The 18,155-nt window shown below is 34.4% G+C and carries 13 protein-coding genes; all 13 read left to right on the forward strand.

All coding sequences use genetic code 11. The features are described 5' to 3' along the window. The first annotated feature begins 91 nt into the window (after nt 1–91). The 13 genes from AP75_RS07800 (at nt 92) to AP75_RS07860 (ending at nt 18,149) form a co-directional block, all read left to right on the forward strand. Nucleotides 92–1,657: a type I restriction-modification system subunit M gene (locus tag AP75_RS07800; RefSeq protein ID WP_088264138.1), complete on the forward strand. Its 1,566-nt coding sequence runs from the start codon at nt 92–94 to the stop codon at nt 1,655–1,657. Beyond that, a complete protein-coding gene (locus tag AP75_RS07805) occupies nt 1,647–2,762 on the forward strand; it encodes a restriction endonuclease subunit S (protein WP_088264140.1) in 1,116 nt (371 codons plus the stop codon). The genes AP75_RS07800 and AP75_RS07805 overlap by 11 nt, the downstream gene beginning before the upstream one ends. Nucleotides 2,763–2,869: 107 nt before the next feature. Then, a complete protein-coding gene (locus AP75_RS07810; RefSeq protein ID WP_088264142.1) occupies nt 2,870–6,136 on the forward strand; it encodes a DEAD/DEAH box helicase in 3,267 nt (1,088 codons plus the stop codon). Between the two features lie 78 nt (nt 6,137–6,214). After that, a complete protein-coding gene (locus tag AP75_RS07815; protein ID WP_031502140.1) occupies nt 6,215–8,011 on the forward strand; it encodes an AAA family ATPase in 1,797 nt (598 codons plus the stop codon). 12 nt (nt 8,012–8,023) lie between these two features. Beyond that, nucleotides 8,024–11,170 carry a type I restriction endonuclease subunit R gene (locus AP75_RS07820; RefSeq protein WP_088264144.1) on the forward strand — a complete coding sequence of 1,049 codons (3,147 nt, stop codon included), beginning with the start codon at nt 8,024–8,026 and terminating at the stop codon, nt 11,168–11,170. 195 nt (nt 11,171–11,365) lie between these two features. Further along, a complete protein-coding gene (locus AP75_RS07825; RefSeq protein ID WP_031502141.1) occupies nt 11,366–11,632 on the forward strand; it encodes a helix-turn-helix domain-containing protein in 267 nt (88 codons plus the stop codon). A gap of 2 nt (nt 11,633–11,634) precedes the next feature. Next, the gene (locus AP75_RS07830; protein ID WP_088264146.1) at nt 11,635–12,897 is read left to right on the forward strand and encodes a type II toxin-antitoxin system HipA family toxin; all 1,263 of its coding nucleotides are present in this window, start codon (nt 11,635–11,637) and stop codon (nt 12,895–12,897) included. 268 nt (nt 12,898–13,165) lie between these two features. After that, entirely contained in the window at nt 13,166–13,378 is a 213-nt protein-coding gene (locus AP75_RS07835) for a helix-turn-helix domain-containing protein (protein ID WP_088264148.1), read from the forward strand. Beyond that, a complete protein-coding gene (locus AP75_RS07840; RefSeq protein ID WP_088264150.1) occupies nt 13,375–13,710 on the forward strand; it encodes a HipA N-terminal domain-containing protein in 336 nt (111 codons plus the stop codon). Before AP75_RS07835 ends, AP75_RS07840 begins: the two co-directional genes overlap by 4 nt. A 22-nt stretch (nt 13,711–13,732) precedes the next feature. Continuing rightward, a complete protein-coding gene (locus AP75_RS07845) occupies nt 13,733–14,653 on the forward strand; it encodes a HipA domain-containing protein (RefSeq protein WP_242589785.1) in 921 nt (306 codons plus the stop codon). Nucleotides 14,654–14,745: 92 nt separating this feature from the next. Next, on the forward strand, nt 14,746–15,615 hold the full coding sequence (locus AP75_RS07850; protein ID WP_242589786.1) for a helix-turn-helix domain-containing protein: 870 nt from the start codon (nt 14,746–14,748) through the stop codon (nt 15,613–15,615). A 94-nt stretch (nt 15,616–15,709) separates the two neighbouring features. Further along, on the forward strand, nt 15,710–17,026 hold the full coding sequence (locus AP75_RS07855; protein ID WP_088264179.1) for a TolC family protein: 1,317 nt from the start codon (nt 15,710–15,712) through the stop codon (nt 17,024–17,026). Between the two features lies 1 nt (nt 17,027). Then, nucleotides 17,028–18,149: an HlyD family secretion protein gene (locus AP75_RS07860; protein WP_088264154.1), complete on the forward strand. Its 1,122-nt coding sequence runs from the start codon at nt 17,028–17,030 to the stop codon at nt 18,147–18,149. Nucleotides 18,150–18,155 lie beyond the last annotated feature (6 nt).

Consider the following 18,155-nt stretch of genomic DNA (forward strand, 5'->3'; position numbering starts at 1 on the left):
TACAAGAACATTTACGGTTTAAGATTTTTTCTTTTGTTTTCCTTTAGTTATATTTAACGATTAATAAAATAACCTGCTCAGAAAAGAAATAATGGCAACGAAAACAGCTGTAAAAACGAAAAGTACCGAAGAAATCCTGTGGGATTCTGCCAATAAATTAAGAGGTTCTGTAGAGCCTTCTGAATACAAGCATGTTGTACTGAGTTTAATCTTCTTAAAATTTGCGAGTGATAAATTCATCAAACGTAGAGAAGAATTGATTGCAGAAGGTAAACAAGCCTTCTTAGAAATTCCTGAATTTTATCAGGCGGAAAATGTCTTTTATCTGCCGGAAGAATCGCGGTGGACTTTCATTATGGAAAATGCCAAGCAGGAAAATATCACATTGATAGTAGATTCTGCCCTGAAAACCATTGAGCGTACCAACAAATCTCTGGAAGGTGCATTACCCGATAATTATTTTTCCCGTCTTGGCCTGGATCAGTCTAAATTCTCGGCTTTGTTGGATACCATTAACAATATTGATACCCTGAAAGATGAAGCCCGCGATATTGTAGGACGTGTTTATGAATATTTCCTGAGTAAATTTGCCATTGCTGAGGGGAAAGGAAAAGGAGAATTTTATACCCCGAAATCGATTGTTAATCTGATTGCAGAAATGATAGAACCGTACAAAGGGAAAATCTATGACCCTTCCTGTGGTTCGGGCGGGATGTTTGTACAGTCGCTGAAGTTTATTGAGAAGCATAAAGGAAACAAAAAAGATATTTCTATCTACGGTCAGGAGCTTACCAATACCACCTACAAATTGGCGAAGATGAACCTTGCCATCCGTGGGATTTCTTCTAATCTGGGGAACAAAGCAGCAGATACTTTTGGCGACGACCAACACAAAGATTTGAAAGCCGACTACATAATGGCGAACCCGCCTTTTAATTTAAAAGACTGGCGTGCAGACAGCGAACTGACTACCGACCCAAGATGGGCAGGGTATGAAGTACCACCAAAATCCAATGCCAACTATGCGTGGATTCTGAATATGATTTCTAAACTCTCTCAGAATGGCGTTGCCGGATTTATTTTGGCAAATGGTGCTTTGAGTGGCGGTGGCGAAGAATATAAAATCCGGAAACAGATTATCGAAAATGATTTGGTGGAAGCGATAGTTGTTTTACCTCGGGATATGTTTTATTCAACGGATATATCCGTTACACTTTGGATTCTGAACCGCAATAAAAAGGAAAGGACTTATGAAGTGAACGACGGTATTAAAAACTACCGTAGTCGTGAGGGCGAGGTTTTATTTATTGATCTACGAAGATGGGGAACTCCTTATGAAAAATCATATGTGGAATTTATAGAAGAAGACGTTAGAAAAATAGCAGATAATTATCACAATTGGCAACAGATTGATTGGAAAACAACTTATCAAAATATCCCTGAATACTGTTATAGCGCAAACCTTGAAGAAATAAGAAACAATAACTATTCTTTAACACCAAGTAAATATGTTGAATTTGTAGACAGAGATTTAAATTTAGATTTTGATATAGAAATGAAACGTATTCAAAAGAAGTTTAAGAATATAATTCAAGAAGAAAAAGAATCTCAAAATGAACTCATAAATGCTTTTAAAATATTAGGCTATGAAATATGAGAAATTAGGTAAATATATTCATCTGATTGATGAAAAAAACACAAATTTTGAGATAAAAGAAGTTTTAGGTATAAATATACACAAAGAGTTTATGCCTTCTGTGGCAAATGTATCACAAACAGATTTATCAAGATATAAAATAATCCGAAAAGGACAATTTGCTTACAGTGCTATGCAAGTTGGTAGAGATGAAACGATTCGCATAGCCTTATATAAAAAAGATAAACCTTCGATAATATCGCCTGCATATCAAGTAATATCAGTAAATAATTTAGAAGAAATTTTTCCTGAATATATAATGCTTTATTTTCAAAAAGCAGAATCAGATCGATACGGATGGTTTATTAGTGATGGGAGTGTTAGGGCTAGTTTAGACTTTGAAAGATTATGTGAAATCGAAATTCCATATATTCCAATTGAAGACCAAAAAAAATATGTAGATGTTTATAATGCTTTGCAAAAAAATCAAAAAAGCTATGCTGATTCTTTAGAAGATTTGCAATTTATTTGTGATAATTTTATTGATAAATACAAACTGTCAAACGCAAAAGTGAAAATTGGAAGTTGTGTTGAAGTGATTGATTATAGGAATAAAGATTATACTTATAATAATGTATTGGGTATTAATGTACACAAGGAATTTATGTCTTCCAAAGCAAATTTGACTTCTACAGATTTGTCTACATATAAAATTATAAGCAAAAATCAATTTGCATACAGTTCAATGCAAGTGGGACGTGATGAAACTGTAAGAGTTGTGCTATATGATAAGGAAAAACCTGCAATTATTTCTCCCGCATATTCTGTATTTCAAGTGACTAATAAAGAATTAATGCCTGAATTTTTAATGTTATGGTTTTTTAGAGCAGAATTTAATAGATATGGATGGTTTATTAGTGATGGTAGTGTCAGAGCTAGTTTGGATTGGGAAAGATTCTGTGAAATAGAAATTCCTTTGCCAAGTAATAAAGAGCAAGAGGCAATTATTTCAATCTATAAAATTTTAGAAACACGGAAAAGATTAAATAAAGAATTAAAAGAATCTTTAAAACCACTTTGTCCTATATTAATGAAAGATGTTTATGATAAGATTAATAGAAACTAGATTAAAAACTCACCCAACTACAAAGCTTGTTGTTGTCGCGGTTGGCGGTTGGGGAGGAAGTGATTGCTTAAAATAAAAACTAAAACTGATAACTATAAAAACTACATATGGCTAAAATTTTACTTCCTGAATTAAGATTATCCTATTTTAATAAAGTAGGTGTAAAAAATATTGTTGAACAAATTATTTTAGAGAAAGCTTATGTAGATTATTTTTTTCAAAATAGCTACAGAGGTTATGTTGTTGTTATAGTTGATGGAGCTCCAATTTGTATTACATCTAATAAAGATTTTCAATCGCCTAATTTTGAATTCATAATTCTTTCCAATAAGAAGCCAACAGATCAAAATTTAGAGGTGGAAGGAGAAATTGTTTTGAAGAGATGGTTGAAGCACCCTTTGAAAAGAGAATACTCTAATTCAGAGATTGTAACCTCCTGGACAAGGAACTTTAATTTTTTAGAGGAAAATTTAGATGCTAACATAAATGGTTTACGGGAACCTCAAATTGCTGCACTTTATTCAATTTTAAGTCATTTGAAAGTCTCTGAAGAGATTGGAACTATTGTGATGCCTACTGGTACAGGTAAAACTGAAACAATGTTATCTACCTTAATTGCGGGTAAATTAGATAAAATAATTATAACCGTTCCCTCAGATGCATTAAGAACTCAGATTTCAAATAAATTTTTAAAACTAGGTTTGTTAAAACAATTTGGAATTATCAATCCAAGTGTTATTAATCCTAAAGTTGGAATTATATATCAAAGTTTTCAAAGCAACGAAGATTTACTTGAATTTATCGAAAAGTCAAATGTTATTGTAACAACAATGAATATTTTGTCAAATTTTCAACCCAGCGTATTAGCTACTTTAAATGATAATATTTCAAATGTTTTAATTGATGAAGCACATCATGTTGAGGCAAATTCATGGAAGCGTGTTAGAAAAGCTTTTGATAATAAGAAAATTTTGCAATTTACCGCAACCCCTTTCCGTAATGACCAAAAGCGAATAGAAGGAAAAGTAATTTTTAATTTTAGTTTAAAAAGGGCTCAAGAACAAGGCTACTTTAAACCAATTAATTTTTTACCAATAAGAGAGTATGATCTAAATAAAGGTCACAAATTAATTGCACAAAAAGCAGTTGAAAAACTTCGGGAAGATCTAGCAAATGGATTTAACCATATTTTAATGGCCAGATGTGTAAATACTGTAAAAGCCGCAGAAGTGTTTAAATACTATGAAGAATATGAAGATTTAAAACCAATATTGATACATTCGTCGGTAGCAGGTAAAAATGAAATTTTACAAAATATAATTAATGGTGAACATAGAATCATAGTTGCTGTAAATATGTTGGGAGAAGGTTTTGATTTACCACAACTAAAAATTGCAGCGTTTCATGATATTAGAAAAAGCTTACCAATTACTTTGCAATTTGCTGGAAGATTTACAAGAACTTCAATAGATGATGAGTTAGGCAATGCAACTTTCATTGCAAATTTGGCAGATTCTGAAACAGAAAACGAATTGAGTGATTTATACGCTCAAGATTCGGATTGGAATACTTTATTATCAAGACTAAGCTCTGATCAGATTGATGAACAAATAGATTTTGATGAATTTATAAATGGTTTTCAACATTTGGATAATTCTAAAATTCCTTTTCAAAATATTAAGTTTGCTCTAAGTACCGTTGTTTACAAAAATCTAAATCCAGATAATTCTTTTGATTTATTAAATTTTAAAAAAGGTATTAATGGCTATGATGAATTAGAGTATAAATTTGATGATTATAACCCAGCTGAAAACACTGTAGTGATTATTACTGCGTCAAAATCTGAAGTTGAATGGGTAAATTATAAAGAAGTTTTCGGTTTAGATTGGAGGCTTACAATATTATACTACAATGAAGAAAATAATCTTCTTTTCATTCATAGTTCTGACAAATCTAGCCTATATCCTGAGCTTGCCAAAGCTGTCTTAGATGATAGATCTGAATTAATTCACAAGCTATTAGTATACCGAAGCTTCTACGATGTAAATCGTGTATCACTACAAAATGTAGGATTGAAGGAGTTTTTAAATAGGAAAATAAGGTTTACAATGCGTGTAGGAACAGATATTCAAGATGCTCTTTCTTTAGCCGAACAACAAAGAGGCGAGAAAGCATTTGTATTTGGTTCGGGCTTCGAAGATGGAGAGAAGATTACTCTTGGTTGTTCTTACAAAGGGAGAATTTGGAGTTATATGAGAGGAGACCTTAAAGATTTTATAAACTGGTGTGATAATTTAGGAAAAAAGTTAATTGACGAAGATATTGATCCAAATCAAGTTTTACGTGAGACTTTGATTCCAGAGGTTATTACTGAAGTTCCTCATCTGTATGCAACATATATTGATTGGGATGATAATTTCTATAATTTTCCTGAATCAAAAATAGAAATAACTATCAATGGTATTTTTAATTCTGCTTATTGTACAATTGAGATAATAAATCAAAACGATCACGGAATTATTGATTTTCAAGTTGTTTCACCCAATGGTTCTGCAAAATTTAGAAAAGAATTATTTACAGATACTAATAATGATGGAAGCAATTATCCAAACTTTAGAATTATCAAGTTAGATGTCGCTCAAAGCGAAGTGAAGATTGCGTCAAAAACGTTTACCCTTCTTGAGTATTTCAATCAATTTCCACCAATTATATGGTTCGCAGATGGATCAGCACTTCAAGGAAATGAATATATTCAATTAAAACAACTTATTCAACCATATCCAACAGAAAGATTAATTGATTGGAATTGGGATGGTATAGATTTAAGAAAAGAGGCGCAGGGAATTCATCCATTAAAAACAGATTCGATTCAATATAAAGTTATACAAGATCTAGTAGCTCAAGATTTTGATATTGTTTATGATGATGACTACTCGGGGGAAATTGCAGATATTATTACTATAAAAGAATATGATAATGAAATTAAAGTACAGTTTTACCATTTGAAATTTGCAAAAGATGGTCTAGTCAACACAAGAGTGGATAATTTTTACGAAGTATGTGGTCAGGCCCAGAAATCAATTCATTGGAAGCATAAGAGTGGGTTTGAATTCTTTCAACATTTATTGAGAAGAGAAGTTAAAATTAGAAACGGTCAGGAGCGAAGTCGAATTGAAAAGGGAACCAAAGAAGAACTAGAAAGATTCTTAGCAATTGCAAAAAATAAAAAGCCAATGAATTTTGAGATATTCGTTGTGCAGCCAAGTTTGTCAAAACAAAATACGTCAGAATCAATAATGACTTTGCTTGGTGTAACCGCAAATTATTTAAAAGAAGTTGCAGATATTGATTTAAAAGTAATCGTAAATGAATAATCTATTTCTGGGTATTATCATCAAAACTAGCAGTGGATAAGTAAAAGAATTTTTAAAAAATTACAAAATGAAATTTAAATGAAAAAATATAAATATACAGTCCCTAAAGGTTATAAAGGAATTGCAAATGATATCATTTTAGAATTCAATACAAATTTAGCAGTTATAACAGGGTTAAATGGCTCGGGTAAATCTACAATTCTGAAGTGTTTATATGAAAATTATCCAGATAGAAGCAAATGTTTTATAAAAACTCTTCAAACTATTGATGAAAGGAGAAAAAGTGTTACTTATAGTAGCGGAGTTAGATTGAATGATGAGATTTCATTTGAAAGAGTAATGGAAGACATCGAATCTATTGGTCTCCGAAGAAGAGGGAGAGCAGACTTACTTTTTTTAGATAGAACAGATTTTTATTCATCATTATTCGACACAGACAGTATTTATTATCAAAACGGGTATTCATACTTAGAAGCAATTGCTAAATTATTATCAGACTATCAATTTGATGAGTTGGACAATATAAAAAGTTGTCTAGGACTTGTAACCGAAAAAGATATCAATAATAAATTGATTAATGAGTTAAACCAAAATAATGAAGATAATATAAAATTATTTGGAGTTAAAAAAGGCAGAAATATTTTAGAAAAATTTAATTCTTTAGGATTTAACGAAGATCAAAATTTGATTCTTAGAAAGAAGAAAAAAAGTATAGAAGAGAGATTTAGAATTGACTTACGAAAGAATTCAAGAATACACAGTGAAGAAGCCTTGAAGAGTTATGTTTATGATTTGCTTACTAGAGAATTTCGGTCTATAGAGTCTATCGTCCACAAGATGTCAAATAAAATATTTCAAGATTTTAAAACTAAAAATTCCCGACGAAAAATAAAGAAATTATGGGAAGAAATTAATGACGAGCTCCAAAAGTATTCAGAAAAGGGGTATTTTAAATATAAACTTGTTCCACCTAAAAGCTATGAATCTTACTATGAAATAGCATTCGAACATTTCAATAAACATTCAAAAACGTATATACATTTTGACTCACTTTCTAGTGGTGAAAAAATTATTTTTGAGTTGATTTGTTACTATTTTGCTGCAAAAGAATCAAAATTAGAAATGATTATGCTAGATGAGTTTGATGCCAATTTGAATCCATTGCTAGCTGAAAGATATATTGCTGTTATTAAAGAACAATTCAAAAGTATAAATGTTATCCTTACTACGCATTCACCTTCCACTGTGGTTGAAGTCGCACCGGTCGAACTATTTGAATTGACTGATTCTCGTGAATTAAAATGTGCTTCAGATGAGGAGGGTAAAAGAGATATTTTGAAAAGATTAGCTCCTAAGTTTGTATATCATGGTGAATTTGGGATTTTAGAGGACGTCTTTAATATTAAATATGAATTGATAGTATTTGTTGAAGGAAAAAATGATGTTAAGAATTTTGAATCTGGGATAACGGAAGAAAAATATAAATTTATTGATTCTAGAGGTGTGGGTAATATGCCTGATTTGGTCAAAATATTTAAAGTGATACCTTTTTTTCAAAAATTAGCCGAACAAAAACAGATAGTTTTTCTTTTTGATTTTGATAAGGAAGGTACTGAAAATTTGGTGAAATGTCTTCATAAAGATGATAACCAGCAATCTGTTTATCAAAAATTTGCTCAAAAGGAATATTATTGTAAAAAAATTGAAAATGAACTTAATATATATGTTTCACACTTAATTCCTGATGAAAACCACTCTTGGCATACTAAAGACGAATATAGGCATCAAGAACTAAAACAAGAAGGTAACGAAGGCATAGGTAGACAACTTGCTCTTTTAAAAAGAATTAAGTCTGGTTATTATGATTTAATTTAAAATACATGATTAATGAAATACACCGAATCCCAATTAGAAAAATCATTCATCCATCTTCTGAAAGGAGAAGGCTATGAGTACGTAAATGGCAAAGACGTAGTTCGGGCATCGCATCAGGAGGTTTTGATTCGGGAAGATCTGAGTGATTTTCTGTTGTTGCGTTATCCCGATTTGGAAGCGATTGAGCTGGAAACTCTTATCAATGAACTGGCGTATCAACCTGCTTCCAATCTGTACGACAGCAATAAATACATTGGGAAACTGTTGGCAGACGGTCTGATTTTTAAGAGAAACAATCCTTCTAAAAAAGATTTGCACATCCGCTATATCGATATTGATGAAAGCACTCTTTTGAAAACCAATCGCTTCAAGATAGTGAACCAATTGGAGATTCAGGGAAAAGAACTGCGCATTCCGGATTTGATTCTGTTCATCAACGGGATTCCAGTAGTGGTTTTTGAGTTTAAAACAACAATAGAAGAAGAGATTACCATCTATGATGCTTACAAACAACTAAGCATCCGCTACCGAAGGGATATTCCGGAACTGATGAAATACAATGCGTTCTGCATCATCAGCGACGGCGTGAATAACAAAGCGGGTTCTCTGTTTGCGCCTTACGATTTTTTCTACGGTTGGCATAAAATAACAGGCGAAGAAAAGAAAGCACTGACGGGAATTCATACTGCCACGTCAATCGTCCACGGAATGCTGAACAAGCAAAGGCTTTGTGATATTTTGCATCATTTTATTTGGTTTCCCGATACGACTAAAAAAGAAGAAAAAATCCTGTGCCGTTATCCGCAGTATTATGCTGCCAATAAGCTTTTCGATAATATCCAAAAGCACCGCAAACCGGAAGGCGACGGAAAAGGCGGAACCTATTTCGGAGCGACAGGTTGCGGGAAAAGTTATACGATGCTGTACCTGTCGAGACTGTTGATGCGTTCTACGCAATTGGCAAGTCCGACCATCATTATTATCTCTGACCGTACCGATCTGGATGACCAGCTGTCGAGAGATTTTACCAATGCCAAGGATTTTATTGGCGATGAAAACATCATTAATATAGAATCCAGAGCCGATCTTCGCACAAGATTGCGGGGCAGAGAAAGTGGCGGTGTTTTTCTGACAACTGTTCAGAAATTTGCAGAAGACAGCGAGATTTTGAGCGACCGCACCAATATCATCTGTATTTCCGATGAAGCGCACCGTTCTCAGGTGAATCTGGATTTGAAAGTCCGCATCGATGAAGACGGTGTGAGGAAATCCTATGGTTTTGCAAAATACCTGCACGATTCTCTACCGAATGCAACCTATGTAGGTTTTACAGGAACACCAATTGATAAAACACTGGATGTTTTTGGTCCGGTGGTAGATTCTTACACGATGTTTGAATCTGTGGTAGATGAAATCACAGTTCGTTTAGTTTATGAAGGTCGTGCTGCAAAAGTAAATCTAAACCATTCTAAAGTGGTGGAAATCGAACAGTATTATCAAAACGCCGTTGCAGAAGGTGCTTCGGAATACCACGTGGAAGCCAGCCAAAAAGCGATTGCCAAAATGGAAGTGATTTTGGGTGACCCAGGAAGAATTGAAGCCATTGCACAGGATTTTATCAGTCATTACGAAAAAAGAATCGAGGAGAAAGCGACTGTTGCCGGAAAAGTGATGTTTGTCTGTGCTTCGCGGGAGATTGCTTATAAATTATTCAAAGAAATCATCAGACTAAGACCTGAATGGAGTGAGAAAACCATTGCGGAACATCTGAGCGAGAAAGAGCAGAAGGAAATAAAACCCATCGAGCGCATTAAAATGGTGATGACCAGAAGCAAAGATGATGAAGAAATTCTGTGGAATCTCCTCGGAACAAAAGAAGACCGAAAGGAACTGGACAGACAGTTTAAACAGAAACATTCCAACTTCAAAATTGCCATCGTGGTAGATATGTGGCTTACAGGTTTTGATGTTCCGTTTCTTGATACGATTTACATTGATAAACCTTTGCAGACGCATAATCTGATTCAGACCATTTCCCGTGTAAACAGAAAGTTTGAAGGGAAAGACAAAGGTTTGGTGGTAGATTATATCGGCATCAAGAAAAACCTGAACCACGCTTTGGGAATGTTTAACAACACAACAGCAGCCGATGATTTTGAAGACATTGACAAAGCCGTGATAATCGTGAAAGACCAACTGGAACTTTTGAGACAGTTTTTCTACCAGTTCGACAAGACGGATTATTTTACAGGTTCGCCTGTTGAGCAGTTGCATTGTCTGAATCGTGCATCAGAATTGGTTTTGCTTACGGAAAAGTCTGAAAAGTTCTTTGTAGATGTTACCAAAAAACTGAAGGCTGCCTACAATCTCACTTGCGGTTCGGAAATCTTCAATGACAAAGAAACCGATGAGATTCATTTTTACTTTGCCATCAAATCGATTGTGGTAAAGCTGACCAAAGGCGAAGCGCCAGACACCGCACAGATGAATGCTAAAGTGAGCAAAATGGTAGAAGATGCCATCGTCTCGGAAGGCGTGGAAGAAATCTTTAAACTGGATGACAATAAAGCCAATGCGATTGATTTGTTCAACGATAAGTTTTTAGAGAAAATTGATGCGCTGGAACTGCCGAATACCAAAATTAAAATACTGGAAAGACTATTGAAACAGGCGATATCAGATTTCAAGAAAGTCAACAAAGTAAAAGGCATCGAGTTTTCTGAAAGACTTCAGAAAATCATCAACAATTATAACGAACGAAGCGAACTGGATATTTTGGACTATGATGGTATTCAGGCAGATACTTCCGAACAAATCCTCGACCTGATTTTAAAACTCCGTACCGAAATGGCATCTTTTGAAGACCTTGGAATCGACTACGAGGAAAAAGCGTTCTACGATATTCTGGATATGGTCTGCAAGCAATATGGTTTTGAATTTGACAAAGACAAAATGCTGGAACTAGCCAGAGAAATCAAAAGGATAGTAGACGACACCGCCAAATTCCCAGACTGGAGCGATAGAGACGATATCAAAGCGCAATTGAAAATGGAGATTATTGTGAAACTTCACCAATTCGGTTATCCACCGATTACGCAGGATGAGGTTTATAAGAATGTGCTGGAGCAGGCGGAGAATTTTAAGAAGAATAGGTTATAAATATTAGATAAATCATTTATCTTTTAACGACAGAAAGCATTCATGCTCTTGGGATAAAAATTTTGAAAGTTAAAAATGCGCAACAGAGCTTTGACTTTCGCGAATTTCCTTTTATACTAATTATTGATTAAATGTTCATTAAAACAATCATTGTTACCAAATTTTACTATATTTGTTTATTATAACCTACATTTTATGCTCGATTTTATTACGATTAAAGAGGTTAAAACCAATATAGGGCAATGGTGCAGACAGATGCGTAAAGCGCAAAATCTTTCCAAGCAAGAATTAGCGGAGGAATTGGATTTATCAAGATTTACCATCGCCAAACTCGAAAACGGAGAAAACCCAACCTTAGACACTTTGTTAAAGGTTTTGCAATATTTTGATGCAATGAAATCGCTGAATCAATTTGTTATTGGTAAAACGAATGATCTTACAGATAATCCACCAATGTATTAATTATGGCAAAAAATCAGATTATTTCAGTTCATTTTAATGGATTGGAAATTGGTAAAATAGGCTATGATGAAGATCAGAGAAAATCCTCATTTCAATACAATCCTGAATTTTTGGAGTTGGATTCATACAAAAGACTGTTTCCTTATGTCATCCGTAGAAGCCCAAACGTGCAGGTTTTTTCCGAATTTGAGGGAGAAACATTTAGAGGTTTACCACCTATGATTGCCGATTCTTTGCCCGATTACTTTGGAAATATTGTTTTTAAAGAATGGTTGGAAGCTTCCCAAAAGGATTTTATAAATATTTCACCGCTGGAGCAGCTTACCTATGTGGGTAAAAGAGGTATGGGCGCTTTAGAATTTGCTCCGGCTAAAGACATTTCTTCTGATGTAAGTATTGACGTAGAGGAAATAACTGAAGTGGTAAAAAAGGTTTTGGATGTAAAAACTTCGGTAGAACAAAAAGGATTAAGCGATATTTCTTTACTCAATATCTTTAAAATAGGAACTTCTGCAGGTGGAGCCAGACCTAAAATTTTGGTGTCAGAACATAAGGAAACTGGAGTTTTAAAAGCAGGAGATTTGGAATATTCGGAAGAATACAATCATTACCTGATCAAGCTTTCTGTAGATGCAGAAGAAAGTTATTCCAAGGAAAAAGTAGAATATGTGTATTATGAAATCGCTCAATCTTTAGGAATTGTGATGATGTCTTCAAAACTAATTGATGATAAGCATTTTGCTACTCTGCGATTTGATCGGCAAAAAGGCGAGAAGCACCATATTTTAACAGCTTCAGGAATGACAGGTTGGGATTTCAAAAAGCCTGAACATTCATCTTATGAAAATCTGTTTAGGCTTGCGGTTGATCTAAAGTTGCCACACAAAGATATTGAACAGCTATTTAGAAGAATGGTTTTCAATATTGTGTTTTTTAATATTGATGATCATTTGAAGAATTTTTCTTTTATCTATAATAAAGAGAAAGACCGTTGGAATTTGGCACCAGCTTATGATTTAACGTATCCATTAGATGCTTTAAAAAACTACACCCGAGTTTCAAGGGCGATGTCTGTTAATGGGAAAAGAACGGATATCACCCGAGATGATCTTTTGATAATAGCAGATCAGTTCACCATCAAAAATCCCAATTCAGTTATTGAAAGTGTGCTTTCAGCTACTGAATTATTCAAACCACTGTGCGAAAAGCAAAATATTCCAATTAAAGTTATCGAAAAGATTCAATCTGAATTTATAAAATTATAAATGCTGTACTACTTTCGTACATCTCAATACTTGGAAAGCTCCATAAATAAAGAGTTTTTTACATTCTGTATCGGAAAGTAATCTATCAAAACTTTTGTATAAAAATATTTCTTTTAAAATTTACTTTATATTAGTTATTTTTATTGAAGGCTTTTTTTAATTTCAAATTATATGCTTTTACATATATCTGTTATTTAATACAAATTATTGTATTTATTTGCATATAATTTTATACATTTGCTTTATATTCGTTGTAAAAGCATATAGTATGTATCCTAATCTTTCAAATTTTGTAAAGCAAAAGCGTAAAGAAGCTCGTTTAACCCAAGAAGAATTTGCTGAACGCGCAGGTGTTGCACTTACTGTTGTTCGAAAAATAGAACAGGGAAAAGAAAATTTGAGTCTGGCAAAAGTAAATCAGGTTCTTTTGATGTTTGGTAGTAAATTAATCCCTATGAACACTAAAGAAGTAGAAGAATGAGACAGGGAAGGGTTTTTTATAATTCCATTTTTGCGGGGATTATTACCGAAACAGGCGATGGTGAATATACATTTTCCTACGATTCTACTTATATTCAAAAATATCCCAATCAGTTGATTACATTTTCAATGCCTGTTTCTAGTAAAGTCTATAAAGAAAAAAGATTATTCCCATTCTTTGAAGGATTAATTCCCGAAGGATGGCTTTTAGACATTGCCTCCGATAACTGGAAAATTAATAAGAATGATCGCATGGGATTATTATTAGCTTGTTGTAAGAATTGTATTGGATCAGTAAGCGTTGAACTAACTGAATTATCTGAAAATGAGTAAATGTCTGTTTTGTTATCAAGCTTTGAAAGACGATGAAATTGATTTTCATCCAAAATGCAGTAAAAAAATCTTTGGTACTGCGGAAGCTCCATTGCTTAATTATACTTTAGACGAGATGGAAACTTTAGCAAAGGAGATTATCGAAACTTCTATTTCAGTTCCTGGTGTTCAACCCAAATTATCTCTAGGTTTTATAAAAGAAAAGTTAGCAGATGGAACAAAAGGAAGATTAACGGTATTAGAAGCTTTAGGAGGTCAATTTATTTTGAAACCTCAAAATAAAACGTTTCCCGAAATGCCAGAAAATGAACACCTAACAATGAAGTTAGCAGAATTGCTAAGAATACAGACCGTTGTATCTTCATTAATACGATTAAAATCGGGAGAGCTTTCTTACATCACCAAAAGAATAGACAGAACAACAAAAGGTAAAAAAATTCACATGTTGGATATGTTTCAAATTACTGAAGCATTTGATAAATATCGAAGTTCTGTTGAAAAGGTGGGAAAAGCGGTTATTGACCATTCGTCCAATACCTTACTTGATGTTTTAAGACTTTATGAGGTCATTATTTTTAGTTATATTATAGGGAATAATGATATGCATCTTAAGAATTTTTCATTGATTTTAAAGGATGAAAAATGGGCGCTTGCTCCTGCTTATGATTTATTGAATGTTCAACTGCATTTACCGGAGGATAAAGAAGAAACCGCTTTAACAATCGGAGGTAAAAAAAGTCGCTTAACAAAATCTGATTTTGTTATTTTGGGAACTAAACTTGGGCTATCGGAAAAACAAATTGAAAACGTATTCAAAAGATTTCTCAAAGCTGAGAAGAAAATGCTATTATTGATTGAGCAATCATTTTTGAGCGATGCCAATAAAATTAACTATAAAGATTTATTCATAGAAAGAATTAGGTTGGTTAGTGGTCTAAACTAGGATATTGTCATAAATTTATTCAAAATAGTGTATCTGAGTTTGTGCCGTTGCAGTTTTACGAATATTGAATCATCTGTTTAAAAAATAAAATATTGAAAACCACGGAAAACATAGTGAACGATCAGGAATCAGAACTTCAGACGATAACGGTTTATACGGAAAAAGAGGTTTATGAACATATTCCTGTGGGACATCCCTATCGACCGAAAAAATCAGCTATTTTATTTCTTAAAAAAGGAAAAATTATACTGAAAGAGCAGATCAGTGTGGTAGAAATCCATGAAAATTCGGTGGTGCTTATCAATATGAAATCGGTTTATGAGCTATTGGAAATCAGCAATGATATAGAAATCCGCTCTATTGCCTACAATCGGTCGTTTATCGAAAAAGTATCATTGAAATTAAACAGACTCAATTTATACAACAACCTTAAAAAACAACTGAGCAGAAATTTCCCTCTTAAACCGGAAGAGTTTTCCATTTTGTGGGATAACACAGGACTTCTGAGCCAAACCCTCAAATCCCAAGATAAAATAGAGTTTTCTCAGGAAATTGGGGTGAATTATTTGTCGATCATCATCTATTTTTTAATGAGTTTTGCCCCTTTTAGCGGTTACGAGCAACAGGGCAAGATGAGCCGTTCGCAACAGATTGTTTATGATTTCATTATGCTGGTTTCGGAGCACTATCTTACCCATAAATCCGTACAGTTTTATGCTCAAAAGTTGGGCATATCAATGAGGCATCTAAGCAGTGTTCTGAAACAGGAAAACGGAAAAACAGCCAACGAAATCATTTCTGAGTTTATTCTTAATGAGGCAAAAGCGCAATTATCCGGAACCTCAAAATCCATTAATACAATAGCTGATAATTTACAGTTCAGCGACTCTTATTCCTTCTCTCATTTCTTTAAAAAACATCAAAAAATTAGCCCAATACAGTATAGAAAGCAATTTTTGTGATGAAATATCGTATTTGAACATCTTTTACTGAAATTCAATCATTTGTTTGAATTTTGAACTGCCGTAATTTTGTTCCATAAAATCAATGGAACAAATGAAAAGTTCAAAGAGCATTCAGTTTTTAACGGTATTTTCTATTTTTCTCTCGTGCGGGTCCGTATTTGGCCAGGCTCAGAAAGAATTAAATATCTCTCAGGCAATCAATCTTGCACTAGAAAATCACCAGCAATTAAAGATTTCTTCTGTAAGCAAAGAAATTGCAGAACAACAGACCAGGGTGGCAAAACTGCAGCAGCTGCCCAATGCCGCCGCTTCCGCCACTGCGGGGTACATCGGTGATGTGCTTATTCTGGACAAAGACTTCACAAAGGTGACCACCAAGGATATGCCGCATTTTGGAAATTCTTATGCTGTGCAGGCATCACAATTACTTTATAAAGGCGGACTCGTAAAAAAATCAATAGAACTGATGGGAATCCGCGAGCAGCTTGCGGAGCTGGATGAGGTGAAGGACCAACAGTCTATCAAATTCCTTGTCATCTCAAACTATCTGGATCTTTGCAAATTGATTAATCAGGAAAAAGTTTATCAGAACAACAGAAAACTGGCCCAGATTCGCCTGGAGAATGTAAGAAAGTATTACAAGCAAGGAATGATTACCCGAAATGAGGTTATTCGTGGTGAACTGGCTCTGCAGAATATAGATCAGGCAATCCTTGTGGTAAAAAACAATATTGCCATTCTGGATTATAATCTTTCCATAGCATTGGGACTTCCTGATGATACCTCCATCATCCCCACAGAAAGCATTACGGAAAAATTACTGGAAGGGGACAAAAATTATTATTTTGATCTTGCTTACCAGAGTCATCCTCAGCTGACTTCCATGAATAAGAATGTGGAGCTGGCCGATAAAAACATAGAGATTATCAATACCGACAAATACCCTGCACTTTCAGCAATCGGTGGCTACAATATGCAGCGGCCGATAACCAACGTGAGTCCGGTTTTGGATATGTATTCCAATTCGTGGCAAGTAGGTCTTTCATTAAATTATAATATAGACAATCTCTACAAAACCAAAGAAAAATTAAAACTCGGCAATTTGCAAAAAACGCAGTTGATAGAGACCACGGTTTTAATGAAACAAAATATTCAAATGGGGGTAAATGCTGCCTATGTCAAATATCAGGAAGCCGTACAAAATGCCAATATCTTGATGGAAAGCCAACGCCTTGCCCAGGAAAACTATAGGATCGTGGAGGCTAAATATTTAAATCAGCTGGCCATTCAAGCAGAAATGACCGATGCCACCAATGCCAAGCTGGAAGCAGAACTGCAATATGCCAATGCAGAGATCAATGTCTTATACCAATATTATAATCTCATAAAAACAACAGGAACACTATAACATGGAAAATACAGAAAATACAGAAATGCCGAAAGATAAAAAAGCACAAGATTCGGGAATCGAAATCAATCCTAAACAGGCGGTCACTAAAAAAGGGATAAAAAAGGCCGTTATCGTCAATGTATTAACATTTGTGGTGATCGCCCTTTGTTTTTACTGGCTGATTGCCAAATATTTTCATATTGGCGACAAGGACTATACGGAATCTGCACAGGTAGAGGAATTTATCAATCCCATCAATACCAGAGTGTCTGCCTACATCAAAGAAATCAAATTTATAGAGCACCAACAGGTAAAAAAAGGGGATACGCTGGTTATTTTGGACAACAGGGAAATCCTTACCCAGGTAGGGCAGGCCGAAGCAGCATATATGGCGGCAGCCGCTTCAAGAAATATGACATCATCTTCCGTGAATACCGTTTCCAATAACGTAGCGGTGATGAATGCCAATATTGAAGGAGCAAAAGCAAGGCTGTGGAATGTGGAGCAAAATTTAAGACGTTATAAAAATCTACTTCAAGCAGAGGCCGTTACCCAGCAGCAATATGATCAGGTAAAAACGGAATATGACGCGACAAAAGCAGCTTATGAATCTTTATTAGGACAGAAAAATACCACCAAACTTTCCGTTTCGGAAGTACAGACAAGATTGGGGTTGAATGACGCAGACATCCAACGAACCAAGTCGGCTTTGGATATGGCAAGGCTCAATCTTTCCTATACCGTTATTACCGCACCTTACAATGGGGTGATGGGCAGAAGACTCATCAATGAAGGCCAGCTTCTGCAACCCGGGCAACAGGTAGCGACTATCGTACTGAACGGCCAGAAATGGGTAACCGCCAATTTCCTGGAATCCCAGATGCCTAAAATAAAACTAGGCTCAAAAATAAAAATGAAGGCAGACGCCTTGGGAGGACAGGAATTTGAAGGAGTTGTTACAGCTGTTTCAGCAGCAACAGGAGCGAAATATTCTAGCGTTCCTGTTGATAATTCTACCGGAAATTTTGTTAAAGTACAGCAGCGTATTCCTGTAAGAATTGAATTTACCGAAGCCAACAAGAAAGAAAATGTTGAAAAGCTGAAAGCAGGGATGAATATGAACATCCAGCTGAAAGATTAATGTTAA

The sequence above is a fragment of the Kaistella haifensis DSM 19056 genome, from assembly GCF_000735695.2.
Classification (GTDB): domain Bacteria; phylum Bacteroidota; class Bacteroidia; order Flavobacteriales; family Weeksellaceae; genus Kaistella; species Kaistella haifensis.

Excerpts from the sequence above, each read along its gene's own strand:
- AP75_RS07800 (WP_088264138.1), top strand. The coding sequence starts at position 92 with ATGGCAACGAAAACAGCTGTAAAAACGAAAAGTACCGAAGAAATCCTG.
- AP75_RS07805 (WP_088264140.1), top strand. The coding sequence starts at position 1,647 with ATGAAATATGAGAAATTAGGTAAATATATTCATCTGATTGATGAAAAA.
- AP75_RS07810 (WP_088264142.1), top strand. The coding sequence starts at position 2,870 with ATGGCTAAAATTTTACTTCCTGAATTAAGATTATCCTATTTTAATAAA.
- AP75_RS07815 (WP_031502140.1), top strand. The coding sequence starts at position 6,215 with ATGAAAAAATATAAATATACAGTCCCTAAAGGTTATAAAGGAATTGCA.
- AP75_RS07820 (WP_088264144.1), top strand. The coding sequence starts at position 8,024 with ATGAAATACACCGAATCCCAATTAGAAAAATCATTCATCCATCTTCTG.
- AP75_RS07825 (WP_031502141.1), top strand. The coding sequence starts at position 11,366 with ATGCTCGATTTTATTACGATTAAAGAGGTTAAAACCAATATAGGGCAA.
- AP75_RS07830 (WP_088264146.1), top strand. The coding sequence starts at position 11,635 with ATGGCAAAAAATCAGATTATTTCAGTTCATTTTAATGGATTGGAAATT.
- AP75_RS07835 (WP_088264148.1), top strand. The coding sequence starts at position 13,166 with ATGTATCCTAATCTTTCAAATTTTGTAAAGCAAAAGCGTAAAGAAGCT.
- AP75_RS07840 (WP_088264150.1), top strand. The coding sequence starts at position 13,375 with ATGAGACAGGGAAGGGTTTTTTATAATTCCATTTTTGCGGGGATTATT.
- AP75_RS07855 (WP_088264179.1), top strand. The coding sequence starts at position 15,710 with ATGAAAAGTTCAAAGAGCATTCAGTTTTTAACGGTATTTTCTATTTTT.
- AP75_RS07860 (WP_088264154.1), top strand. The coding sequence starts at position 17,028 with ATGGAAAATACAGAAAATACAGAAATGCCGAAAGATAAAAAAGCACAA.